The sequence below is a fragment of the Mesoflavibacter profundi genome (genome assembly GCF_014764305.1).
In the GTDB taxonomy this organism is placed as follows: domain Bacteria; phylum Bacteroidota; class Bacteroidia; order Flavobacteriales; family Flavobacteriaceae; genus Mesoflavibacter; species Mesoflavibacter profundi.
This window is the reverse complement of the sequence record NZ_CP061703.1, coordinates 58932-83358: the sequence shown is the minus strand read 5'-3', so window position 1 is coordinate 83358 and position 24427 is coordinate 58932. Positions and strand designations below refer to the sequence as shown.

The window sequence follows — 24427 nt, the reverse complement described above, 5'->3', positions numbered from 1 at the left end:
ATTTAAAATTAGTTAGTTAAAGTACATTGGTCTAGTTTAATTTCTTCTAATAAATCGTCGTAGCCAATAAAACGACCTTTAATAGTACAAGTGGAATTTAATTTAATGTTTACCGGTTTAGGCATGCTACAAAACACTAAATTGTTAAGTGTAATATAGTTTGTATCTATAGCTGTTACTTTTCCAGAAACCTCAATGGTTTGGTCTAAAAATTTTTGTTGAGCAGCAGAAGGATTATCTTGGAATTGCTTTTTTAATAAGTTAGCCTCGATACTAAATTGGGCTTTTTCGTTAGCAATGTTTCTATGGTCTTGGTAGATGTAGTTGTAAGTGAAAAATAAGCCTATACAAATTAGGCCTAAAAAGATTAATATCTTTCTTTTCATAGCTTTAAATTTTTCTTTTTTAACTAAATTAACATATTTTTTGCAAATACTTAATTTAAAAGAAAAAAAATTAGTAATCTGACAATTCTATTTTAACCTTGTATTTATCAAGTATTGGTAAGTAATCTACATGCGAGAAATCTTCACTGTCAAATTCGTTTTGACGTTGTTTTTTAGTTTCCATTCGTTTAATGGCTTTTAAAAAACGTTTCACTTCATTTTTATCATTTAAAATTAGACCAGGAACTTTTTTAGAAGTTCCGTCATTATTTTTTGCAACCATAGTAAAGTAAGATGAGTTGCAATGTTTTACAGCTCCAGTTTGTATGTTTTCAGATTCTACTCTAATACCAACTACCATAGATGTATTACCTACAAAATTTACCGATGCTTTCATGGTAACAAGCTCGCCAATTTCTATTGGATTTAAAAAGTCTACAGTATCTACACTTGCAGTTACACAGTAAGTTTCTGAGTGTTTTGAAGCACACGCAAACGCAATTTGATCCATTAAATTTAAAATGTAACCACCATGAATTTTTCCTCCAAAATTAGAGTGTGAAGGTTGCATTAATTGCGAAATACTTACACGAGATGCATCTACTTTTTTATAGGATTTATTACTCATAATTGTTGTTGTCTAATATAAATTTCAATGTCTTTTTTGTAGTAAAACCCAAATACAATAAAAATTAACCCAAATATAATTGCACTAACAGTAATAACTGTTTGTAACTCTTTATTACTTGTTTCTAAAATAGGTTGAACAATAGATTCTAGGCCTAATGAAAGTAAACTTGCACCCAATATAAAAACAAAAATATATCTAGCTCTTAATAGCCATCTATTAATTGTATATAAAGTTTTATTAGACATTTAGATGTTAATTACGCTCTTTTTCTTCAACTTTAGTTATAAAATATTTAGTATCACCAAGCCAGAAAAAACTTTGATAACGCTCTACATAAGATAGTTTTACAAACTGACCTTGATATTTATTTAAATCTTCAATAACTTGAGATTTTCCTTTTTCTACAGAAAACTTAAATATTTGCGCTTCGCTAACACCTTGACTTATTTCGCCTTCCCAAGTTTTAAACATGACACCTTTTTTACTAAACTTTACGAGTTCTCCAGCTCTAACGCCTTCGCTGTAAGGTACAAAGTAGATAAAGGCAAAGTAGCCTATAACTATTAAAAGGATTACTATAATGGATTTAATTAAGAATTTCATATAAATAATTTTAATCGTCGCTATGCGCTCGTTTTACAATATTTTCTGGTAACGATTTTTTGGCTTTAGCACCTAATTTTTTAATTTTTTCTACACTGGTAATTAAGTTTCCTCGTCCTTCTACTAACTTATTCATTGCAGAAGAATAGTCCTTTTTAGCATCGTCTAACTTTTTACCAACTCCGGTTAAATCTTTAACTAAACCTTCAAATTTATCATACAATGCACCTGCTTGACGTGCAATTTCGATAGCATTTTGTTGTTGCTTTTCGTTGTTCCACATACTATCTACCGTTCTTAAAGTCGCCAATAATGTAGACGGTGTTACAATTACAATATTTTTCTCAAAAGCTTTGTTGTAAAGCGTATTATCTTCATTTATTGCTATTGCAAATGCTGGTTCTATTGGGATAAAAAGAAGAACAAAATCTGGCGATTCTATATCGTATAAATCTTGATAATTTTTTTCAGATAATTGCTCGATATGTTTTTTTATTGAGTTTAAGTGCGCTTTTAAAAATATTGCGCGTTCGTCTTCATCTGCATTAACATAGCGTTCGTAATCGGTTAAAGACACTTTACTGTCAATAATCATTTTTTTGTTGTCCGGTAAGTGTAACACGACATCTGGCAACACGCGTGTTCCATCTGCACGAGTAAAACTTTGCTGCACAAAATACTCGCGGTCCTTTTCTAAACCAGATTTTTCAAGAACACGTTCTAGTACTAATTCGCCCCAATTTCCTTGCATTTTACTATCGCCTTTTAATGCTCTAGTAAGGTTTGTGGCTTCTTTAGTCATTTGTTGATTTAGGTCTTTTAAGCCCAATAATTGTTCTTTTAAAGCACTATGCATGCTTATGCTTTCCTTTTGTGTGTCTTCAACTTTTTTCTCGAAGGTTAGAATTTTCTCCTGTAAAGGATTTAAAATATTCTTGATATTTTCTTTATTCTGCTCTGTAAATTTATTTGATTTTTCTTCAAGAATTTTGTTAGCCAATAACTCAAAATCTTTACGTAATTGTTCTTGTTGTTGCGCTAACTCTTCATCACGTTTTAAATTTTGTTGTTGAAGGTTGTCATATTCTGTATTACGTCTTGTAAGTTCTGCGTTTAAAAATTCTTTTTCGCGTCTAATGTCTTCACGCTCGTTTTCGGTTTTAGCAATTTGTTGACGTAATTCATTTAATTGAAGATTAAAAGCCTCGTTTTGTTTTTGGTTTTCACTTTCGTGAAAGGCTTTAAAGTCGTTAAATTGTTGCTGAATATTGGCATTTCTTTCCTCTAAAGTACTTTTTTCGCTTTTACTTTTTAGTTTGGTAAAAAGCATACCCAAATAACCGCCAATAGCTGCCGAAATAAGTATCGCTATAATAAGAATGATGTTATCGCTCATTTAAAAAATTGATTTTTTCAAAGATAAAATAAAGTTATAAGTTGAAATCTACAAGTTAAAAAGTTTTCTCAACTATTTCTTCACTCTAAAACTTCCTGTTTTTTCATCAAAAACAATCAAATCTTTAGGGAAAAGACTTTCAAAAACACCTTTTGAAATAAGGTTACATGGTTGATCAGAAACCACTTGGTCTTTTGTCATTACAACCATACTGTCACAAAGTTGAATGGCTAAATCAATCTCGTGAGAAGAGAAAATAATAGTTTTTCCAGTATCTACAGTTAATCGCTTCAAAAGTTTTAAAAGATATGCTTTGTGATACATATCTAGATGCGTTGTTGGCTCGTCTAAAATAATAATTGGTGTGTCTTGCGCTAAGGCTCTTGCAATCATTACTTTTTGTAATTGTCCGTCACTAAGCTCGTAACATTTTTTATGTTTTAAACTGTCTATATTAGTTAAGGTAATAGCATTGTTTACTGCATTTTTGTCATTGTCTGTAAGATTACCAATCCAATTGGTGTATGGTTGTCTTCCTAAAGCAATTAGTTCTATTATAGAAAGATTTTTAGACGACACAGTTTCGGTTAATACAACACTAAGTGTTGTTGCTAATTCTTGATTATTATAACTCTTTAGCGGTTTTTCATTAATAAAAATATCACCATTTAAAGCAGGTTGTACTTTGGTTAGTGTTCTTAATAATGTAGATTTTCCTATGCCATTACCGCCAACAATAGCAATTAATTCACCTTTATTTAGATTAATGTTTATGTTTTTAGCAACAGGAGTTTCTTTCTTTTTAGACAAATAACCAATGTCTAAATTTTGGGTTTTTAGGATGATATGTTTATTTAATTCACTCAAATTTTGTTTTTATGGATTCCGCATCTAGTTCGGAATAACAAGTCTTTTTATCTATGTTCTATTTTCTATAGTCTATTCTCTAATCTAAAATATCATTTTACGTTGTCTAACTAATAACCAAATAACAACTGGCGCACCAATAAGCGCAGTAATAGCATTAATAGGTAATGTATATTCGCTATTTGGTAATTGGGCGATACAATCGCAAATTAACATAATTATAGCACCAATTAATAATACAGCTGGAATTAATACTTGATGATTAGACGTTTTAAAAAGTTGTCTTGTAACATGCGGAATAGCTAGTCCAATAAAAGCAATTGGTCCTGCAAACGCAGTAATTGTACCAGCTAGCAAACTAGTCGCTAAAATTATTATTAAACGGCTTCTCTTTAAATTTATACCTAAACTTTTTGCGTAGTTATCACCTAGTAATAAGGTGTTTAATGCTTTTATAGATGCTATTGTAAATACTAAGCCTATGCTGTATAAAATTAAAAATAAGGTCACTTCATTCCAATCTAAATCACCTAAGCTACCAAATCCCCAAAATATGTATTGTTGTAACTGCTCTGCTGTACTAAAATAAGATAGTATACTTACAATTGCAGCTGTAATACTACCAAACATTAATCCAATGATTAGAATAGCCATAGTGTCTCTTACCTTGTTGGAAACTAGTATTACAAGTAATAAGACTAAAAAGCTACCCAAACTTGCAGCAATTACTAAACTCCATTTACTAATTAAAAACGCAGCTAAAAATCCACCAAAAACCGAACTTCCTAAAATAACCAAAGCAACACCAAGACTTGCACCAGAAGTAATTCCTAAAACAAATGGACCAGCTAAAGGATTTTTAAATAAGGTTTGCATTAATAAACCAGAAATACCTAAGCCAGAACCAACTAAAATGGCAGTAATCGCTTTAGGTAAACGGTAATTTTGAATGATGTATTCTTGATTAGAAAATTCTGATGATTTTACTAAAAAACTATCAATTATAGTAGAAAATGAAATCTGTACAGATCCCAAACTAATGTTTAAGATAAAACATAGAATTAGAGCAATTAAAAGAAATAAAAACGAATATTTGTAATTGGTTTTCATATAGGATAAAGACCTTGCCTGATTTTTATAACCAGTTTAGTCTAAAGTAAGTAATTATTTTAAAGGTTTAAAAAAGTAAGGCTCGTAATCGTTTAAAAGCTCTGGATGACCAATTTTTATTAAATCTTTTAATACTAAATCAGGTCTAGCAAAACCAGTTTCGTAATATAAAACGCCACCAGTTGGACCAACGGTATTTGTAAAAGAAAATACAGATTTTGTTTTAAACGCTTCAAAATTTGAGTAATGCGCATTAGCATCTTCTAAAGATTGTAACGAGTTATAATATGATGGACTAATCCATAAATTGGCTTGTTTAGCTTTTTCAAAAACCGCTTCAAAACTAAGAGATAAACTACCAGAAGCATTTGTGTTAGCATATAAATAATCTAAATTGGCGTCTTTAAGCAATTGTGCTTCTGTACTTGTACCACTTGGTAAATACCACACATCTTTATATAATGCACCACTAATTACTGTTGGTTTTTTTGTAACCGTTTTTGCTAATTGTTTTGCCTTGTTGTAATTAGATTCTATAGTATTAAAAATAGAATCTGCTTGCTGTTGTTTGTTAAAAATAGCGCCAAATAGTTTAATCCATTCGGCTTTTGCAAGTGGTGATTTTTCTACCCAATCACCATTATAAATTACTGGTATATTTGCTTTTTTTACAGTATTTAAGGATTTACTTGTTCCGTCTACTCCAAAACCTATTACTAAATCAGGATTAAGGTTAAGTAATACTTCGGTATTAAGACCTTCATTTTTACCTAATTCTTTTACTTGACCATTATCTATACGTTGTCTAGTTTGTTTGGAAGACACATAATCTGTACCAGGAAAACCAACAAGTGTTTCGGTTTTATCTAATAATTCTAATGCAGGAATATGAGTTGTAGATGTTACAACAATTTTTGTGACTGGAGTTATTATTATGCCGTCATATTCATCTTTTAAAAATGAAGTTTTAGCAATGTTTTCTTTTGAAATTAAAACGTATTTGTATGTTTTATCAGCTTTAGGCCAAGGATTTTTTATTTCTACAACTTTAAAATTTTGATTATCAGTAATGGTAAAACCTTCGGCATATTTTAAATTTAAAGCTTCTGATGTGTTGCTAGGTAATTCTAAAATGTCTTCTTTTTTCTGCTTGCAAGATCCTAAAGCAATAAAAGAAATTATTAAAAGTATATAGTAGTGTTTATGTAACATTTGTAACTGTTTATTACTAGAAAAGCTTCTATTTTTATAAAAATATTATTATGAGAAACGCTTCAAATTTAACAATATATATAGTAGCAGGTATTATTATTCTTCACTTTTTATTAGGCTTTCTTTTTTTGATTTATAAAATGAATAAGAAAAAGTAGGTCACTATTTAGATTTAAATTACTTTTGCAAAGAATTTTGGTTCTGTTATAAAATTTATAACAGATTAAAAGGGAATCTGGTGCGTAGATTTACGATTTTTGATTTCAGAATTTAGATTAATTGAATGGTATTATAATTACTTCTAACTTCAAGCTTCATACTTCGTGTATTTACAATTCCAGAACTGTTCCCGCAACTGTAAGCTATAACGCTTGTTATTACACTTCATGTCACTGTCTTTTTTAAGATGGGAAGACCGAATAACAAGACGCAAGTCAGGAGACCTGCCAAATTCTTAATTTATAATTAATAACCTTCGGGAAAAAGGTTTTTAAGGTATATGAGATTTTTATATAGTTTAATTTTATTAGGTCTTTGTAGCGTTTATGCAATAGGACAAACCCAAAAAGATTCTGTTTTAACTTTAGAGACAGTTGTGTTAAGTGATGTAAAATTACTTAAAAATACCTATGGTTTTAAAACCACAAAGCTTAAAGATTCGGTATTAGAAAACGATTCTAAATCTTTTACAGATGTATTAAGATTTAATAGTAATATTTACTTTAAAGAGAATGGTTACGGTATGGTCGCTTCACCATCTTTTAGAGGAACAAACGCTTCGCAAACTGCTGTAATATGGAATGGGATTTCTATTAACTCTCAATTAAATGGGCAAACCGATTTTAATTTAATAAACACAAATAATTTTGATCAAATTGTAATAAAAAATGGTGGCGGAAGTGTGCAATATGGTAGTGGCGCTATTGGCGGTAGCATTCATCTAAATAATACATTAGATTTTAGTTCGCATTTTGAACATCAAGTAAGATTAAATTACGGAAGTTTTAATACCCAAAAAGCAAGTTATACAACCAATTACGGTAATTCTAAATTTGCTGCAAATTTTGGTTTTCAGTATGTGACTTCAGATAATGATTATAAGTATTTAGATACAGATGACGTTAATGAAAATGGCGCTTTTAATAACCTAAATTTTAATTTGAATTTAGGGTATTTTATTTCTGATCATTCGATAATTAAATTATTTCACCAATCTTTTATTGGCGAAAGAGAATTGTCAGGTACTTTAAATACAATTTCTAGAAGTAAATATTTAGATGAAAATTTTAGATCCATGTTAGAATGGACAACTATAGGTAACACGCTTACATCTAAAGTAAAACTTGCGCACTTACAAGAATTATTTAAATTTTACCAAAACAAAACTGCAGATAATTATAGTTTTGGTAAAGTAAATACATATCTAATCAAACATATTTTAGATTACAATGTTAGCAACAAACTAGTTTTAAAAAGTATTTTAGATTACAATTATTTTGAAGCAGATGGAAGTAGTTTTGGATCACCTAATCGTAATGCCTTTTCTGCAACAGCAATAGCAACTTACAAGCCAAATGCAAAATCTGCAATAGGATTAAATATACGACAAGATGTTACGTCTGGATTTAAAAGTCCATTACTGTTTTCGGTAGATGGAAGTTATAGATTTAATACTAATTATAAAGTCTTATTAAATGCCTCTAAAAACTTTAGAGTACCAACATTTAACGATTTGTTTTGGCAACCTGGTGGCAATCCAAACCTTAAACCAGAAACGTCTTATCAAGTAGATTTAGGTCATCAATTTTCTTATAAATGGGTAACATTAGACCTTAACACGTATTATATTAAAAATGAAAATTTAATACAATGGAAACCTAGTAACTCTGGTTTTTGGTCGCCAATAAATATAGATCAAACACATAGTTATGGAGCAGAAGTAGGCCTTACTGCAACAAAGTCTTTAGGGAAACATCAATTTAAATTTACAGGAAATTATTCTTATACAATTTCTGAAAATACAAAGACCAAAAAACAACTAATTTATGTGCCAAAACATAAAGCAACTTTAAGCTTGGCATATAATTATAAAAGATTGTCTTTTTATTATCAGCATCTGTATAACGATATGGTTTTTACAACATCAGATAATTTAACAGGACCATTTTATAGTTTACCAGATTACGATATAGCAAACACTGGAATTAATTATCAGTTAATAAAAAATAAATCACACGACTTAAAAATTGGATTGGATTTCAACAATGTTTTTAATGTAAAATACAACAATGTTGCGTTTAGACCAATGCCAAATCAAAATTATAATATTCAAATACACTATAAATTTTAATAACAACTCATGAAAAAACTATTGTATTCAATCTTAGGATTATCCTTATTATTCTCTTGTTCTAATGATGATGATGGCACAACAACACAAGAACCGTTAGGCGATTATGAAAACGGAATAATTGTAAGTGCTGAAGGCGGACCTGCTTCTGTATCTTATATTTCTAATGACTTTTCTACTTCAGAAAATCAAATTTATTTTAATGTTAATGAAGAAAATCTTGGTGTTTATCTTCAATCAATAGGATTTAATAATGATAAAGCTTATATCATCCAAGATTCTGGTACAATTACCGTAGTAAACCGTTACACTTTCGAGGTTATTACAACAATAACAACAGGATTAACAACACCAAGATATATTGCATTTAACGGTGCAACTGCTTATGTTTCTGATTGGGCAGATCCATTTACAAGTACAGATGATTATGTGGCTGTTTTAGATTTAAATTCTTACACAGTTACAAGTACAGTAGCAGTAAGCGAAGGACCAGAACAAGTATTAGTTAATAATAATAAGGTTTATGTATCGCATAAAGGTGGATATGGCGTAAACAATGAAATCTCAGTAATAGATACAGCAAATAATTCTTTAGAAACTATTCAGGTTAACGATGTACCAGATGAAATGGCAATAGATACTCAAGGTCACTTAGTGGTATTAAGTTCTGGTGCTAATCAATCTTGGTTAAATCCGCCAGTAGAAACTTTAGCATCTATCTCTAGAATAGATTTAAGCACAAACACAGTTATTACAAATATCGAATTTGCAGAAGGTGAGCATCCAAGTTTAATGGCTTATGCTAATGGATCTACTTACTATATTTTAAATAATAATGTATACAGTTTAGCAGACAATGCAACTGGTTTACCAACCGAATCTCAGTTTTCTATTTCTGCTAGTTATGCCTACGGTTTATCTGTAAATGCCTCTAATTTATTTGTTACAGATGCTAGTTTTACAGAGCAAAGTACACTATTGGTTTACGATTTATCAAACGGAACTTTATCTGAAAGTTTTAGCGTTGGTACTGGTGCTTCTAAAATATATTTTAATTAATTAGAATTGAATCATAAATAAAGCCTCAACATAATCTGTTGAGGCTTTTTTTTTTATTTAAAAGTTTGGCAGTAAATCTGTTTCTAAATACATATTTGTTCCTGTTGGTTTATGTGAATTAGAATAGTCTAAGATTTCTATAGTATGTATTGCAGTATTGCCAATTCTGCCATTTCCTGTTAAGTGCTGTATAGCTCTTGCAAGTAATGGTTCGTCTTGCTGACCTAAAACACCTAAATTTGATAAGTCTTCATCTAGAATTATGTCTGGAATTAATCCATTTGTATAATCTGAAAATCCGCTTGCATTTTCATTTATACCAACAATGGGTTGCATTGCCCAAGTATGATTTGGGTTAATTGCACCATTACAGTTTGAATTTGGTGGTAAAAATGCACAATCTGGATTATCGTATAATGTTATAGAAAATTCATTTTTTCCTCGTGTATTATTTCCTATATGTATAACTTCTAAGTAAGGATCTAAAGCATTTATAACAAGTTCGCTAGCAGAAGCAGAAGTGTTTTGCGCTAATATGTAAACTTTGTTTAGTCCTAAGCTGTTAATAGCATTACCATTAGATAAGGTTTGTTTAAAATATCTTGTAACATCTTCGTTAGTAAAATTAGCTTGTATTTTGGCATTCCATTGTTGTTTTAAAAACACGTCTGAAGTACTATTACCGCTTATCATACTTCCAAGATGAATAGCAGAATTTACGCTTCCGCCAGGATTATATCTTAAGTCTAAAACAAGTTGATCAATACCTTCGGCTACAAAACCTGCAAAGACTTGGTTTAATGCATCATCGTACTCACTTAAAAAGCGATTGTACATTAAATAACCAACTTTAATACCATCTACTTCAAAAGTGTTAGAAATATAAATTGGGTTTTCTTGATAAACTTCTTTTGTTAATGTAATAGATTGTCCGTTTTGCACCAATACATCATTTGCATCATATTCTGCAAGATTAATTGTATAAGTATCTACGTTAGAAAAAATTAAGCTCACATAATTGTTTACAGTTAAGGTTGTACCATTAACAGCGGTAAATAATTGTCCTCTAAAAACATTATTTTGAGCCGCGTTAGAGTTAGGTAAAACATATTGTACATAACCATAAACATTTGGTCCGTTATCTATAAGACCAAGACCAAATTCCATACCGTTACTTTTGGTTACACCGTTTAAAGCATTATTAAGCTCAAAATAATCATCAACAATCCAGCTAAATCTATCTTCGTCACTTAAAGAGGCATAAAATAGTTGATCTGGACTAGCAAATGTATTTAAGTAATCTTGATACGCTTGATCTGTATTAAATCTATTATCTGCAAGATCTGGTGCACTATCTGTGCCTTGCCAATAATACCAAAGGTTTAAACCTTTCCAAACAAAATCTTTTATTTCGGTATCTGTAATTGGTGTGTCATCATTATCTGTGAAGCAACTAGTAACGACTAACAATAGTAATCCTAAAAGGGTTAATTTGTAGTTTAATTTCATGATTTTCATTTCAATTTTTCATCTTAAAATTACTTATTTTACGATTAACAAAAAAAGATTGTAACAAAATTTATAGTTAGTCGTCGTAATAGAAACCACCAAAACCAAAATGACACAAACCGAGTTTTTAAATACTGTATTACCTTTTAAGGATAAAGTTTTTCGATTAGCAAAACGATTACTTGTATCTAAAGAAGAGGCAGAAGATGCAACTCAAGAAGTGTTATTAAAGTTGTGGAATAATAAAGGGAAAATTTCTAACTATAAAAATGTAGAAGCGTTTTCTATGACAATGACAAAGAATTTTTGTTTAGATAAATTAAAGTCCAAACAAGCACAGAATTTAAAAATTATTCATAGTAACTACCAAGATCATACGGTTGCTTTACAAAAACAAGTCGAGTTAAACGATAGTCTATCTTGGGTTGGAAAAATTATAGAAAGTTTGCCAGAACAACAAAAAATGGTTGTTCAACTAAGAGATATAGAGCAATATGATTTTGAAGATATTGCTAAAATGCTAGATATGAAGCCAACAGCAATACGTGTAGCCTTATCTAGAGCAAGAAAAACAATTAGAGAAGAATTAACAAAAACACATAGATATGGTGTTAAATAAAATAGAACAATTACTAGAGAAGTACGAAAACGGAGAAACAACGCTTAAAGAAGAAGCACAGTTAAAAGACTATTTTTCTAACGCAACTGTAGCGCCTCATTTAGAGCATTATAAAGCAATGTTTACATATTTTTCTGTTAATCAACAAGAAACGTTTAATAAGCAACTACCATTAAAAACTAAGAATAGAATAAACTACAAGTGGTTAAGTGTTGCAGCAGTTATAGCGTTAATGGTTGGATTTTATTTTAACCAATCACAAACCATCACAGAGCAAGATAAATTAGATTATGCACAAGCAAAATCGTATTTACAATTAGTCTCTAAAACATTAAATAAAGGTACAAATCAAGTTAACTATTTAAACGCCATAAACAAAGCTGGCATGCAAGTTGACTATTTAAAAGAAATTAATAACCCAATTCAAAGAATTTACAAATAAGATGAAAACAACAACTAAAAACACTAATACAATGAAAAAGTCAATATTAATAGCAATTGTAGCACTTTTAATGCTACCGTTATCAGGAATGGCGCAAAACGTTTTTGATAAGTACAGCGATAATGAAAATGTAACATTTGTTTCTATTAAGCCTAAAATGTTTCAAATGTTAGCAAAAATGGATATAAACACAGACGATCCAGAAGCACAAGAATACATAAACATGGTTAATAGCATAACTAGTTTTAAAACTATGGCTACAGATAATAAAACCATTTCTACAGATATTGCAAACTGGGTAAAATCTAGAAGCGCATCTTTAGAAGAATTAATGGTAGTTAAAGACGATGGAGTTAATATGACCTTTTATGTTAAGCAAGGTAAAGACGCAGATCATGTTAGTGAATTACTAATGTTTATAAATGGTCTAGATGCAGTTACAAAAGATAGTAACATAGAAATTAATGGTAAAAAAAGAACTTTAGAAACCGTTGTAATTAGCTTAACAGGAGATATTGATTTAAATCAAATATCTAAGTTAGCTAATAAAATGGACTTACCAGGAGGAAAAGAATTAGAGAAAAAAAGTAAAAAATAAGACTTATGTATTTTAAGTTAAAAACAGTAATAAGTCTTCTTTTATTAACTATAACCTTGGTAAGTTGTAAAGATCAAAATTCTATACAAACCTATTTTGTAGACCATCAAGAATTACCAGAGTATTTATCCTTAGATGTATCTGCAAAACTAATAGACCTTTCTAAAGTTAATTTAACTAAAGAACAAGAAGAAGCTTATAATTCTATACATAAATTAGATGTGTTAGCTTATAGAATTAATGACGAAAATCTTCCAGCTTATCAAACCGAATTAGATAAAGCAAAAAAGGTTTTTAAAAATGAAAAGTATGAAGAGTTAATGGAGTTTAAAGATAACGGCATTAGCTTTAAAATAAATACCATTGGAAATGATGATACAGTAGACGAGTTTTTAATTTTAGCAAACTCTAAAACTATGGGATTTTCTGTAGTTCGTGTACTTGGCGATAACATGAAACCAGAACAATTAGTAAAACTAGTGACTGAGATTCAAAATGCAGATGTAGATGGTACTCAACTTAATCAATTATTTGAATACTTTAAATAATTAGTAAAGTTAAATGTTAATTAAAAAGGCTTATCGTTTGATAAGCCTTTTTTTATAGTGTTACATCTTGTCTTTATTAACTAAAAACAGATTAATAATAGTTAACATAAACAGTAAAATTAAAACAGTAATGACTATTGGATTTTCTAAAAAATTAAAAAGTCCAGCAACAAAAAAAATAAATAAGGTTAGACCTGTTATAAATAATGCTGTTTTATCTTTTAACATAATTAAATACCAGTATAATTACTTGGTGTTATAGCTTTTAATTCATCTTTTATTGTATCAGAAACCTCTAAGGTATCAATAAAATTAGAAATAGAGTTTTGGTTAATAGTTTCGTTAGTTCTTGTTAATCCTTTTAAAGCTTCATAAGGATTAGGATAACCTTCACGTCTTAATATTGTTTGAATAGCTTCTGCAACTACAGCCCAATTATTTTCAAGATCGGTTTTAAATTTACTTTCATTAAGTAATAATTTACCTAAACCTTTTAAAGTAGAAGCAAAGCCAATTAATGTATGTCCAAAAGGTACACCAACATTACGTAAAACCGTACTATCAGTTAAGTCACGTTGTAATCTAGATACTGGTAATTTTGAAGATAAATGTTCAAAAATAGCATTGGCAATTCCTAAGTTACCTTCAGAGTTTTCAAAGTCTATAGGATTTACTTTATGTGGCATTGCGCTACTACCAACTTCACCTTTTTTAATTTTTTGTTTAAAATAATCCATAGATACATACGTCCATATATCTCTATCTAAATCTATAATAATAGTGTTTATACGTTTTAAACAATCAAAAAGAGCCGCCATATGATCATAATGCTCTATTTGAGTAGTTGGAAAAGAGTGTTGTAAACCTAATTTTTCTTGTACAAATTTACTACCAAAAGCTTTCCAATCTATAGCTGGATAAGCAACTTTGTGCGCGTTGTAATTACCAGTAGCGCCACCAAATTTAGCAGCACTTGGTATATCGTTTAGCAGGTTAAATTGTTCTTCTAATCTTACAACAAATACTAAAATTTCTTTACCTAGCCTAGTTGGAGAAGCAGGTTGACCATGCGTTCTTGCTAGCATTGGTACATCTTTCCAATCTTCGGCTAATTTTTTTAATTCATTTAAAACATTAAAATATTCTGGCACATAAGCATCATTCATTGCTTCTTTAATGCTTAAAGGTATTGCCGTATTATTAATGTCTTGAGATGTTAATCCAAAATGAATAAATTCTTTATAATCAGATAGATTTAAAGCATCAAATTTTTCTTTAATAAAATACTCTACAGCTTTTACATCGTGATTAGTAACTTTTTCTATATCCTTAATAGCTTGTGCATCTTCTGCACAAAAGTTTTTATAAATAGCTCTTAAATCTTCAAAAACAGAATGATCTATAGTTTGTAGTTGAGGTAATGGTACTTCGCAAAGCGCAATAAAGTATTCAATTTCTACAAGAACACGATACTTAATTAAGGCTTCTTCAGAAAAATAATGTTGTAGTTTTTCTACTTTACTTCGGTATCTTCCATCTATAGGAGATATAGCATTTAATTGGCTTAAAGACATAAATTGGTTGTTTTTTTAACAAGCCATAAATATAGGTTTTTTATAGAGAAGACTAAAGTTTTATAGTTTAAGAATTTGATAATTATTAAGCTGTAATTTTTAATTATCTTAGTACAAAACTTAATTTAGATGAAAATTTTAAAATCCCTTTTATTTACATTAATAAGTATTACCATGACGGCGCAATCTTATAAAAAATCCCAACCATTTACGCACACATATTCAATTGTTGCAAGAGATACTGTAACAGGCGATATTGGTGTTGCAGTACAAAGTCATTGGTTTAGTGTTGGTAGTGTTGTTACTTATGGTAAAGCTGGTGTTGGTGTTGTTGCAACGCAATCTTTAGTAAATCCTTCTTATGGACCAAAAGGGTTAGAATTAATGGCGCAAGATATGTCACCTAAAATGGCATTAGATAAATTGATTAATCAAGATGAAGGTAAAGCTTATAGACAAGTTGCATTTTTAAATGTAAAAGGTGAAGTTGCAACACATACGGGAGAATTATGTATTGCTGAAGCTGGACATATAAACGGAAAAAACTTTTCGGTTCAAGCCAATATGATGCTTAAAAACACGGTTTGGCAAGCTATGGCAAATGCGTTTAATACAACTAAAGGAAATTTAAGCGAACGTATGCTTGCAGCAATGAAAGCAGCCGAAGCTGAACAAGGTGATATAAGAGGTAAGCAAAGTGCAGCTATGTTAATTGTAAAAGAAAAAGCTACAGGTAATAGTTGGGAAGATACTGTTATGGATTTAAGGGTAGAAGATCATAAAAATCCTATTGAAGAATTAGAACGATTGATAACCATACATAAAGCATACGATTTTATGAATAAAGGTGATTTGGCTATGGAAAAAGGCGACTCTAAAGCTGCCGAAACCTATTACCTTAATGCTCAAAAATTATTTCCTGATAATTTAGAGATGAAGTATTGGTACGCGATAAACCTGCTAAATAATAAAGAATTTGAAAAGGCTTATCCAATCTTAAAATCAATTTTTAAAAAAGAAACTAATTGGAAAACCTTAACACCAAGATTGGTAAAAAGTAAATTGCTAAATATCAGTAAGCAAGAATTAGAACATGTAATGCAATTATAAATTTGTATTTAACTTCTTTAAAATATGTTTTGCTCTGGCTTTAAAACCAGAGCTTTGCATTTTAAAATCCTTTTGTAAAATTAAAATTAGTTCTGGATGTATCCAGTCGTAATCTTTCCCAAATAAAAATAATGTGTTCATTGCGTAAGCTTTAGGAGCAATTTTTTGATCTGTAATCATATAATCAAAACTAACTTCTATAATGCGTTCTTGATGCGTTTTAGTTAATGCGGTTTTAATTTTGTTTTCCTGTTTACTGTAAAAAGCAGTAGCAAGATATTCGCAAATTTTAGCAATAGGTCTAACTGCCGAATCTAAATGTACCTTATGCATTTGTGCAGTAAACTTATCTAAAAAGGGTATAATTACATCTAGATTTTCTTTACAAACAAACTCTAAAACCCAAGCAGCTCTTGGCGATACTTTGTCGTCTACAAGCATTAAAATATCTATTAGTTGATCCATTAAAGACGTATCACTAATTACCATATTGGCGTAAAACAATCGTTTTTCTCTAGAATGGTTTACATAATTTAATTCTTCGTAAAGCTGTTGTGTAGTCAAAGATTTCTTATTTTTAAACTTTAAAGTTAGAAAAAAATGAAATTAGTAAAGAAAATTCTTTTAGCGTTATTAGTAATAGTTGTTATAGCTCAATTCTTTTCACCAGAAAAAAACCAAGGAAACACAGAAGATTTAACAGCGTTTTTAAATGAGACTAAACCTAATCAAGAAGTAACAGCAATTTTAAAAACAGCATGTTTTGATTGTCATTCTAGTCATACAAATTATCCATGGTACAGTAAGATTACACCAGTAAATTATTGGATGGCAGAACATGTAAATGATGGTAAAAAACATTTAGATTTTTCTAAATGGGAAGATTATTCGTTAAAAAGAAAAGACCATAAATTTGAAGAATTAATAGAAGAAGTAGAAGAAAAACATATGCCTTTACCAAGTTATACTTGGACACATACAGATGCCAAATTAACCGATAGCCAAATAAAAGCTATCGTAGATTGGGCAGAAAAAGTAAGAATTGGTTATTCTCTAGCTCCAAAACCAGAATAAACCTGCTATTAATCCATATATTAGTTTGAAAAAATCCCTCTTAATCATTGGTTTTGTATGGCCAGAACCAAACAGTTCTGCAGCAGGAAGTAGGATGTTACAACTCATTAATATGTTTTTAAAAGCAAATTATGAGATTACATTTGCAACAACCTGTGTAAAAACAGAAAATGCATTTGATTTAAAATCTATAAAAGTCAAAACAGAAACTATACAATTAAACCATTCTAGTTTTGATACTTTTATAAAAAAATTAAATCCAAGCGTAGTCATGTTTGATCGCTTCATGACCGAAGAACAATTTGGATGGCGTGTATCACAACAATGCTCAAATGCATTTAAAATATTAGATACAGAAGATTTACATTTTTTACGAAAAGGAAGGCACGAAGCATTAAAAAATAACGCTTTTTTTGATATTTCTTACCTCCAAAACGATTACGCAAAAAGAGAGATTGCAAGTATATTAAGATGTGATTTAACTTTTATTATTTCTCAAGTAGAACAAGATATTTTAATCACACAATTTGGTATAAAACCAAATCTATTACATTATTTACCATTCTTGCTGGATCCAATTTCAATAGAGGTGCAAAAAGCTGTGCCTAATTTTAAAGAAAGAGCCAACTTTATTACTATAGGTAATTTTTTACATGAGCCTAATACAGATGCCATAGGTTTTTTAAAATCTGAAATATGGCCAATAATTAGGCAAAAATTACCAGATGCACAAATGCATATTTATGGTGCTTATGCAGCACAAAAACATAAACAATTGGAAGATAAACATCAAGGGTTTTTAATTAAAGGCTATACAGATAATGTATCCGAAGTTGTAAAAAATGCAAAAGTTTTATTAGCTCCATTAAGATTTGGAGCAGGATTAAAAGGAAAACTAATAGACGCTATGCAAAATGGTACACCATGTATTACAACTACGATAGGAGCAGAAGGAATGTATGGCACAATTAGAGACACTAATGCGTTTATAGCAGACGATCCAGAACAATTTGCTAAACATGCAATAGAATTGTATACCAATAAAATTTATTGGCGAGGTAAGCAAAAAAATGGATTTATGATTTTAAATACGCTATATGATAAAAATATATATTTAAAAGACACCATAGAGACTATAGAAAACCTACAAGCAGATTTAGTTGCGCATAGACAACAAAATTTTATAGGACAAATGTTAACCCATCATACCTTACAAAGTAACAAGTACATGAGTAAGTGGATAGAAGAGAAGAATAAGTAAAAAAATAATCACTTCACTTTAGATTTTTATTACTTTCGCAACCCAAAATAAAGGGTAATTAAATATGATTTCAGTAGATAATTTAGCGGTAGAATTTAGTGGTACAACGTTATTCAAAGATGTGTCTTTTGTAATTAATCCAACCGATAAAATTGCTTTAATGGGTAAAAATGGCGCAGGTAAATCTACAATGATGAAGATTGTAGCTGGCGTACAAAACCCAGCTAGAGGTCATGTTAGATCACCAAAAGAAACTGTAATAGCATATTTACCTCAGCATCTTTTAACAGAAGATGATTGTACTGTTTTTGAAGAAGCAGCAAAAGCTTTTAAACATGTTTTTGAAATGCGAGATCAAATGGAACAGTTTAACAAAGCATTAGAAACTAGAACAGATTACGAAAGTGATGAGTATATGTCTATTATAGAGCAAGTTTCAGATTTAGGCGAAAAATACTATGCTTTAGAAGATGTAAATTATGATGCCGAAGTCGAAAAAGCTTTAAAAGGTCTTGGATTTAAACCAGAAGATTTTACACGCCAAACTAGCGAGTTTTCTGGTGGATGGAGAATGCGTATAGAATTAGCAAAAATCTTACTTCAAAAACCAGATTTAATTTTATTAGACGAGCCAACTAACCACATAGATATAGAGTCTGTAATTTGGCTAGAAGATTTTTTAGTTAATAAAGCCAATGCGGTAATGGTCATCTCTCATGATAAAGCTTTTATTGATAACATTACCAATCGTACCATAGAAGTTACAATGGGACGTATTTACGATTATAAAGCCAACTATTCGCATTACCTACAATTGCGTGCAGATAGACGTAGTCATCAATTAAAAGCCTATCAAGAACAGCAAAAATTTATAGCCGATAATATGGCTTTTATAGAGCGTTTTAAAGGCACCTATTCTAAAACCAATCAAGTTGCTTCACGCGAGCGTATGCTTGAAAAATTAGAAATTATTGAAATTGACGAAATAGATAATTCTTCTTTAAAACTTCGTTTTCCGCCAGCACCAAGATCTGGAGATTATCCTGTAACTGTAAAAGATGTATCTAAATCTTACGAAGATAAAGTAGTATTTAAAAATGCTAATATGTCTATTGCAAGAGGTGAAAAAGTGTGTTTTGTTGGTAGAAATGGTGAAGGTAAGTCTACTATGATAAAAGCCATCTTAAATCAAATAGAAGTAGAAGGTGATTGCCAATTAGGACACAATGTAAAAGTGGGTTATTTTGCTCAAAACCAAGCAGCATTATTGGATGAGGATTTAACTATTTTTCAAACAGTAGACGAAGTAGCACAAGGCGATATAAGAACGCAAATAAAAAATATTTTAGGTCGTTTTATGTTTAGTGGCGATGATATTGATAAAAAAGTAAGTGTTTTATCTGGTGGAGAAAAAACTAGATTAGCAATGGTTAAATTACTTTTAGAGCCAGTAAACTTGTTAATCTTAGACGAGCCTACAAATCATTTAGATCTTAAATCTAAAGATGTATTAAAAGAAGCATTATTAGAATTTGATGGTACACTAATTTTAGTATCTCATGATCGTGACTTTTTACAAGGTTTATCCAAAAAAGTTTTCGAATTTAAAGACCAAAGAGTCATAGAACATTTTGAAACTATAGATGCTTTCTTAGAAAGAAATCGAATAAAAAATATAGCCGAAATAAACTTATCTAAATAATTATTTAACCATAGTTATAAAATCCTTAATTCCATTTGTAGCTGTTTTAGAAATCACTTTAAGCGAATGTGTACTTCTAATATTTGGATTAGGATCTATGTAAAAAGAAGGTGTGTTTTGTGGTACATAATGCATTAAGTTTGCAGCAGGATAAACCTGTAAAGAGGTACCAATTATTAATAGAATATCTGCTGTTTCGCAAATAGAAATGGCTTTATTAATTAAAGGTACATCTTCGCCAAACCATACAATATGTGGACGTAATTGTATGCCATTTTTATCTTTTGTACCTACAATAATATCTTCTGTCCAATCAATAACAGATTCATTATTTTCTATATTTCTAGCTTTAAACAATTCGCCATGTAAATGTGTAACATTACTGCTGCCAGCACGTTCATGCAAATCGTCAACATTTTGAGTAATTATAGAAATTTTAAACTCATTTTCTAACTGTGCTAAAGTAAGATGCGCATTATTGGGTTGTACGGTTTTTAATTGTCTACGACGTTGGTTGTAAAACTCTAAAACCAAATCTGGATTATTTGCAAATCCTTGCGGCGAAGCAACTTGCATAACATCATGTCCTTCCCAAAGCCCGTTTTCATCTCTAAAGGTTTTTAAACCACTTTCTGCGCTCATTCCTGCGCCAGTTAATACGACTAAATGTGTTTTCATTTTAGCAAATTACTATTTTAAATTATATTTGAAAACTATGATAGATATAAAACTTTTAAACCATTTAGAAAGCTATTTAACCGCAAAGCGTTTACAGCGTTTTAATAGCGTTTTAGACCAACGAACAAAACATTTTACCGTTGCAACAGAAGATGTTTATCAATTACATAATACAAGTGCAGTTATAAGAAGTTGCGATGTTTTTGGTGTACAAGAGGTTAATATTGTTGAAGAAGTTAATACTAAACGTATTGACAGAGAAATTGCAATGGGCGCACAAAAATGGGTAGATTTAAATAGATTTCATTCTGTAAAAGATTGTATTTCTAATCTAAAAGCTAAAGGTTATCAAATAGTTGCAACGACACCACATGCAGAGGATTGTGATTTATATGACTTTGATGTTACTAAAAAGTCGTGCTTTTTCTTTGGAAGAGAAACCGAAGGTTTGTCTGACGAGGTTATACAGCAAGCAGATTGTTTTTTAAAAATACCAATGGTTGGTTTTACCGAAAGTTTGAATATTTCAGTAAGTGCTGCAATTATTTTACAACATGCGACTTCAAAACTTAAAAAGACAGAAATTGATTGGCAATTAACCGAAGAAGAAAAGTTAGAAAAACGATTAGATTGGTGTAAAAAAACGATTAAAAGTTATGATGAAATTGTAGTGCGCTTTTATTCTTATTAGGCAAAAGGCAAAAGGCAAAAGGCAAAAGGCAAAAGGCAAAAGGCAAAAGGCAAAAGGTAAAAGGCAATAATCTATAACTAAAAACTAGCGACTAGCATCTAAAGTCGTTTTTTACGAGTTCTGTTAAGTACTTTGTACTCTTCATAACATTCGCTAATAGCATCTAAAATTTGAAGATCGTTTGCTGTGTTTACAAACTCTTCAGAGTAGTTACATTGACTAACAATTTCATCTAAATCTACACGTGTAACACCTAATAATGCAGTAAGCATATCACGATCAAATCTAGACGCTAATGTATTTCTAATATTATCGTCTTCTTTCATCTTTTTTAACTTACGCAATTCGCCACCTTTTTTACTAAAGGTATTGTATAAAAAGTCTAAAGGATTAAATATAGATCCTAATACCTTATTAATAGCATTAGGTTGTTTTTTACCGGCTTCATAACCTGTACTTAAGCCATTTATACTATATCTGTAATTGTTATTGGTATTAACTTGTTTTATGTCTACTTCTAGGTAACCTGTTAATTTTAGCTCGGTTACCACAACTTCTTCTAACGCTAAAGCAAGCTCGGTTAAAGTAATTGTAGATTTTTCTATTTTATTTAACCAGTCGTTAGTGACTTTTACTTTAACAGATTTAAATCCTAGATAGGATAAGTGTAATGTGTCGTTAGCTTTTGCACGAAGTTCAAACTCACCATCTTTATTTGTAGCAGTACCAATAACTTGGTTTAGATTAACAACATTTACATTTTCTAAAGGTTGTCTTGTTGTTGCGTCTATAATGATACCACCAACAAAATTATCTGAAATTACTTTTGTTGAGTCTACAGTTGTTGAGGTTGTTTGGTCTTTTTTGTTTTGAGCAAAACTAAAGTTAAGACTTAAAACAACTATTAAAAAAGCTAAAAATTGTTTCATTTATATATTTAATGCACTAAAAATACTAAAGAAATCGCTAAATCATAGCGACTTCTTTAATATTTGACTAAATATTAACAAAAAGGTTTAACGTCTAGAACGTCTTGGTCTACCGTGAGTAGATTTAAATTCAGATTTATCGCGGTCTGATCGTCTTCCTTTTTTAGGCGCACTATCGTTACTACGTCTAGAGCGTTTTTCAGAATTATTATTGTCGTTTCTTCGTCTTCTATTGCCTCCATCACGACGGTTTCTATCGCCTCTTTTGCGATCTCTTCTTCCGCGATCTTCAGTAATTTCAACATTAATAAATCGACCGTTTTCTTTGTAATCTGTAAAGAATTCTAAGACTTTATCTTGGTGCTCTTTTTCTGTATTAAAAAATGAAAAACTATCTTTTACATCTACTTTAAATACATCGTCGCGACCTAATTGTAATACTTCTTTTAAATAGTCTTTTAATTTCATCCAGTCGTAACCATCTTTACGACCAACGTTTATAAAGTATCTAGTAGAATTACCACTTGATTCACCACGATTACTATCGCTGCTACTAGCTTCTACATTTAAGTTTTTTGAGTTTTTGTAGTAATTGAAAAATCTTGAGAATTCTACAGAGAAGAATTTTTTAATTAATTCGTCCTTAGATGTATCTTCAAAAATTTCGTTTATGCTAGGTAAATATGCGTCTATTTCGTGATTAATTTCGGTATTATGTACTTTATTAGCTAAAGACATAAGTTGTACTTCACAAATTTCTATTCCGCTTGGTAATTCTTTTTTATCAAATTGGCGTTTTATAATACGCTCTATACTTTTAATTTTTCTTACCTCACTTTTAGAAACTATTACCATAGAAACTCCTGTTTTACCAGCACGACCAGTACGACCAGAACGGTGTGTGTAGGTTTCGATTTCGTCTGGTAATTGGTAGTTTATTACGTGTGTAACATCATCTACATCTATACCACGTGCAGCAACATCTGTTGCTACAAGCATTTGTATTTGATTGTTTCTAAAAGACTTCATTACCAAATCACGTTGGTTTTGGCTTAAGTCTCCATGTAATGCGCCAGCGTTGTATCCATCTTCAATAAGTTTTTCGGCAACTTTTTGAGTGTCTCGTTTTGTACGACAAAATACTACCGAAAAAATATCTGGATTTGCATCTGCTAAACGTTTTAAAGCTAAATAACGATCTCTAGAGTTAACTAAGTAATACTCATGTGATACGTTAGTAGTACTTTCGTTTTTATTACCTACAGTAACTTCTAAAGGATCTGACATAAAGTCTTTTGCTATTTTAGCGACTTCCTTTGGCATTGTAGCACTAAATAACCAAGTACTTTTATCTATTGGTGTGTTAGCTAATATATCATTAATATCTTCATAAAATCCCATGTTAAGCATTTCATCTGCTTCATCTAAAACCGCGTATTCAATTTTAGAAATATCTACTAGTTTACGGCTTATCATATCCTTCATTCTACCTGGTGTTGCAACAATAATTTGCGCACCACGTTTTACTTGTTTTGCCTGTTCTGTAATGCTTGATCCACCGTAAATTGCAGTAACGTTAAGTCCGTTTAGGTATTTACCGTATAGCTTCATCTCGTTAGTGATTTGAAGACAAAGTTCTCTAGTAGGTGATAAGATTAATCCTTGTGTTGTACGACTACTAGGATCTATTTTTTGTAACATAGGAAAACCAAAAGCAGCAGTTTTACCTGTTCCTGTTTGTGCTAACGCGACTAAGTCACGATCGCTTTCTAATAAAATAGGAATTGCTTTTTGTTGTACTTCACTTGGTGTTTCAAAACCTAAGTCGTTAATGGCTTGTAGCAAATCTGCATCAAGTCCAAGTTGTTGGAATGTGCTCATTCTAAGTATTAAGTATTCAATTGCATAATTATTGGTGTTACCTAAAGAAGCGCATTGAACTTACTTAACCCTAAAACTTCTAGTAACACATCCTCTCTCTGAGGAATATTTTCTCAAAAACCAGTTTGAGTTTCAGCGTGCAAAGATAGTGTTTTATTTGAGAATTAATATATTAAGTTAAAAATTGTTTAAGTGCT

At 30.4% G+C, this 24427-nt stretch carries 26 protein-coding genes and 1 riboswitch; of the genes, 11 read left to right on the top strand and 15 right to left on the bottom strand.

The annotated features are described in order from the left end of the window. Positions 1-8: 8 nt before the first annotated feature. The 8 genes from IFB02_RS00445 to IFB02_RS00410 form a co-directional block, all read right to left on the bottom strand. Complete coding sequence (locus IFB02_RS00445) at positions 9-386, bottom strand: OB-fold protein (protein ID WP_106689053.1); 378 nt, start codon at positions 384-386, stop codon at positions 9-11. 70 nt (positions 387-456) lie between these two features. Next, positions 457-1014 (bottom strand): acyl-CoA thioesterase, encoded by a 558-nt coding sequence (locus IFB02_RS00440; RefSeq protein WP_106689052.1) that lies wholly within the window; start codon positions 1012-1014, stop codon positions 457-459. Beyond that, positions 1011-1262 carry a hypothetical protein gene (locus IFB02_RS00435; RefSeq protein ID WP_106689051.1) on the bottom strand — a complete coding sequence of 84 codons (252 nt, stop codon included), beginning with the start codon at positions 1260-1262 and terminating at the stop codon, positions 1011-1013. Before IFB02_RS00435 ends, IFB02_RS00440 begins: the two co-directional genes overlap by 4 nt. A 7-nt stretch (positions 1263-1269) precedes the next feature. Continuing rightward, entirely contained in the window at positions 1270-1620 is a 351-nt protein-coding gene (locus IFB02_RS00430; RefSeq protein WP_106689050.1) for a 6-phosphogluconate dehydrogenase, read from the bottom strand. Between the two features lie 10 nt (positions 1621-1630). Next, entirely contained in the window at positions 1631-3016 is a 1386-nt protein-coding gene (gene rmuC / locus IFB02_RS00425; protein WP_191072899.1) for a DNA recombination protein RmuC, read from the bottom strand. Positions 3017-3088: 72 nt separating this feature from the next. Further along, positions 3089-3883, bottom strand: coding sequence for an ABC transporter ATP-binding protein (locus IFB02_RS00420; RefSeq protein ID WP_191072898.1), 795 nt, complete (start codon positions 3881-3883; stop codon positions 3089-3091). 84 nt (positions 3884-3967) lie between these two features. Beyond that, complete coding sequence (locus IFB02_RS00415; RefSeq protein WP_191072897.1) at positions 3968-4993, bottom strand: FecCD family ABC transporter permease; 1026 nt, start codon at positions 4991-4993, stop codon at positions 3968-3970. Positions 4994-5047: 54 nt separating this feature from the next. Next, positions 5048-6205 carry an ABC transporter substrate-binding protein gene (locus IFB02_RS00410; RefSeq protein WP_191072896.1) on the bottom strand — a complete coding sequence of 386 codons (1158 nt, stop codon included), beginning with the start codon at positions 6203-6205 and terminating at the stop codon, positions 5048-5050. 179 nt (positions 6206-6384) lie between these two features. Then, positions 6385-6670, top strand: a riboswitch (cobalamin riboswitch). A gap of 34 nt (positions 6671-6704) precedes the next feature. Here IFB02_RS00410 and IFB02_RS00405 point away from each other — a divergent pair. After that, the gene (locus tag IFB02_RS00405) at positions 6705-8555 is read left to right on the top strand and encodes a TonB-dependent receptor plug domain-containing protein (RefSeq protein WP_191072895.1); all 1851 of its coding nucleotides are present in this window, start codon (positions 6705-6707) and stop codon (positions 8553-8555) included. A 9-nt stretch (positions 8556-8564) separates the two neighbouring features. Further along, entirely contained in the window at positions 8565-9614 is a 1050-nt protein-coding gene (locus tag IFB02_RS00400; protein WP_191072894.1) for a YncE family protein, read from the top strand. A 57-nt stretch (positions 9615-9671) separates the two neighbouring features. Here IFB02_RS00400 and IFB02_RS00395 read toward each other — a convergent pair whose 3' ends face one another. Further along, entirely contained in the window at positions 9672-11123 is a 1452-nt protein-coding gene (locus IFB02_RS00395) for a S41 family peptidase (RefSeq protein WP_191072893.1), read from the bottom strand. A gap of 109 nt (positions 11124-11232) precedes the next feature. On the opposite strand from IFB02_RS00395, the gene IFB02_RS00390 reads away from it, so the two are divergent. From IFB02_RS00390 to IFB02_RS00375, 4 genes are read left to right on the top strand one after another with little or no spacing between them, the layout of a single operon-like run. Then, positions 11233-11742: an RNA polymerase sigma factor gene (locus tag IFB02_RS00390; RefSeq protein WP_191072892.1), complete on the top strand. Its 510-nt coding sequence runs from the start codon at positions 11233-11235 to the stop codon at positions 11740-11742. Beyond that, a complete protein-coding gene (locus IFB02_RS00385) occupies positions 11729-12184 on the top strand; it encodes a hypothetical protein (protein WP_106689041.1) in 456 nt (151 codons plus the stop codon). Before IFB02_RS00390 ends, IFB02_RS00385 begins: the two co-directional genes overlap by 14 nt. A 1-nt stretch (position 12185) precedes the next feature. Beyond that, entirely contained in the window at positions 12186-12782 is a 597-nt protein-coding gene (locus tag IFB02_RS00380; RefSeq protein WP_223878856.1) for a DUF4252 domain-containing protein, read from the top strand. Between the two features lie 5 nt (positions 12783-12787). Further along, a complete protein-coding gene (locus IFB02_RS00375) occupies positions 12788-13330 on the top strand; it encodes a DUF4252 domain-containing protein (RefSeq protein ID WP_191072891.1) in 543 nt (180 codons plus the stop codon). A 60-nt stretch (positions 13331-13390) separates the two neighbouring features. Here IFB02_RS00375 and IFB02_RS00370 read toward each other — a convergent pair whose 3' ends face one another. Continuing rightward, entirely contained in the window at positions 13391-13558 is a 168-nt protein-coding gene (locus IFB02_RS00370; RefSeq protein WP_158256272.1) for a hypothetical protein, read from the bottom strand. A gap of 2 nt (positions 13559-13560) precedes the next feature. Further along, complete coding sequence (gene purB / locus IFB02_RS00365; protein WP_191072890.1) at positions 13561-14904, bottom strand: adenylosuccinate lyase; 1344 nt, start codon at positions 14902-14904, stop codon at positions 13561-13563. A gap of 129 nt (positions 14905-15033) precedes the next feature. Between purB and IFB02_RS00360 the strand changes: the two genes are divergently transcribed. Continuing rightward, positions 15034-16014 (top strand): DUF1028 domain-containing protein, encoded by a 981-nt coding sequence (locus tag IFB02_RS00360; protein ID WP_106689038.1) that lies wholly within the window; start codon positions 15034-15036, stop codon positions 16012-16014. Here IFB02_RS00360 and IFB02_RS00355 read toward each other — a convergent pair. Then, a complete protein-coding gene (locus tag IFB02_RS00355) occupies positions 16009-16578 on the bottom strand; it encodes an adenylosuccinate lyase (RefSeq protein WP_106689037.1) in 570 nt (189 codons plus the stop codon). The genes IFB02_RS00360 and IFB02_RS00355 overlap by 6 nt on opposite strands. 36 nt (positions 16579-16614) lie before the next feature. On the opposite strand from IFB02_RS00355, the gene IFB02_RS00350 reads away from it, so the two are divergent. From IFB02_RS00350 to IFB02_RS00340, 3 genes are all read left to right on the top strand, one after another. Continuing rightward, on the top strand, positions 16615-17088 hold the full coding sequence (locus IFB02_RS00350) for a heme-binding domain-containing protein (protein WP_106689036.1): 474 nt from the start codon (positions 16615-16617) through the stop codon (positions 17086-17088). A 25-nt stretch (positions 17089-17113) separates the two neighbouring features. Then, positions 17114-18349, top strand: coding sequence for a glycosyltransferase (locus IFB02_RS00345; protein ID WP_223878855.1), 1236 nt, complete (start codon positions 17114-17116; stop codon positions 18347-18349). A 64-nt stretch (positions 18350-18413) separates the two neighbouring features. Continuing rightward, positions 18414-20051 (top strand): ABC-F family ATP-binding cassette domain-containing protein, encoded by a 1638-nt coding sequence (locus tag IFB02_RS00340; RefSeq protein WP_191072889.1) that lies wholly within the window; start codon positions 18414-18416, stop codon positions 20049-20051. Here the strand turns inward: IFB02_RS00340 and IFB02_RS00335 are convergent, their stop codons facing one another. After that, positions 20052-20729: a Sir2 family NAD-dependent protein deacetylase gene (locus IFB02_RS00335; RefSeq protein ID WP_106689033.1), complete on the bottom strand. Its 678-nt coding sequence runs from the start codon at positions 20727-20729 to the stop codon at positions 20052-20054. A 37-nt stretch (positions 20730-20766) separates the two neighbouring features. Here IFB02_RS00335 and IFB02_RS00330 point away from each other — a divergent pair, with 37 nt between their 5' ends. Next, on the top strand, positions 20767-21420 hold the full coding sequence (locus IFB02_RS00330; protein ID WP_106689032.1) for a TrmH family RNA methyltransferase: 654 nt from the start codon (positions 20767-20769) through the stop codon (positions 21418-21420). Between the two features lie 98 nt (positions 21421-21518). Here the strand turns inward: IFB02_RS00330 and IFB02_RS00325 are convergent, their stop codons facing one another. Both IFB02_RS00325 and IFB02_RS00320 read right to left on the bottom strand, forming a co-directional pair. Beyond that, positions 21519-22349: a carboxypeptidase-like regulatory domain-containing protein gene (locus IFB02_RS00325; RefSeq protein WP_106689031.1), complete on the bottom strand. Its 831-nt coding sequence runs from the start codon at positions 22347-22349 to the stop codon at positions 21519-21521. An 87-nt stretch (positions 22350-22436) separates the two neighbouring features. Then, the gene (locus IFB02_RS00320) at positions 22437-24230 is read right to left on the bottom strand and encodes a DEAD/DEAH box helicase (protein ID WP_106689030.1); all 1794 of its coding nucleotides are present in this window, start codon (positions 24228-24230) and stop codon (positions 22437-22439) included. Between the last annotated feature and the right edge of the window lie 197 nt (positions 24231-24427).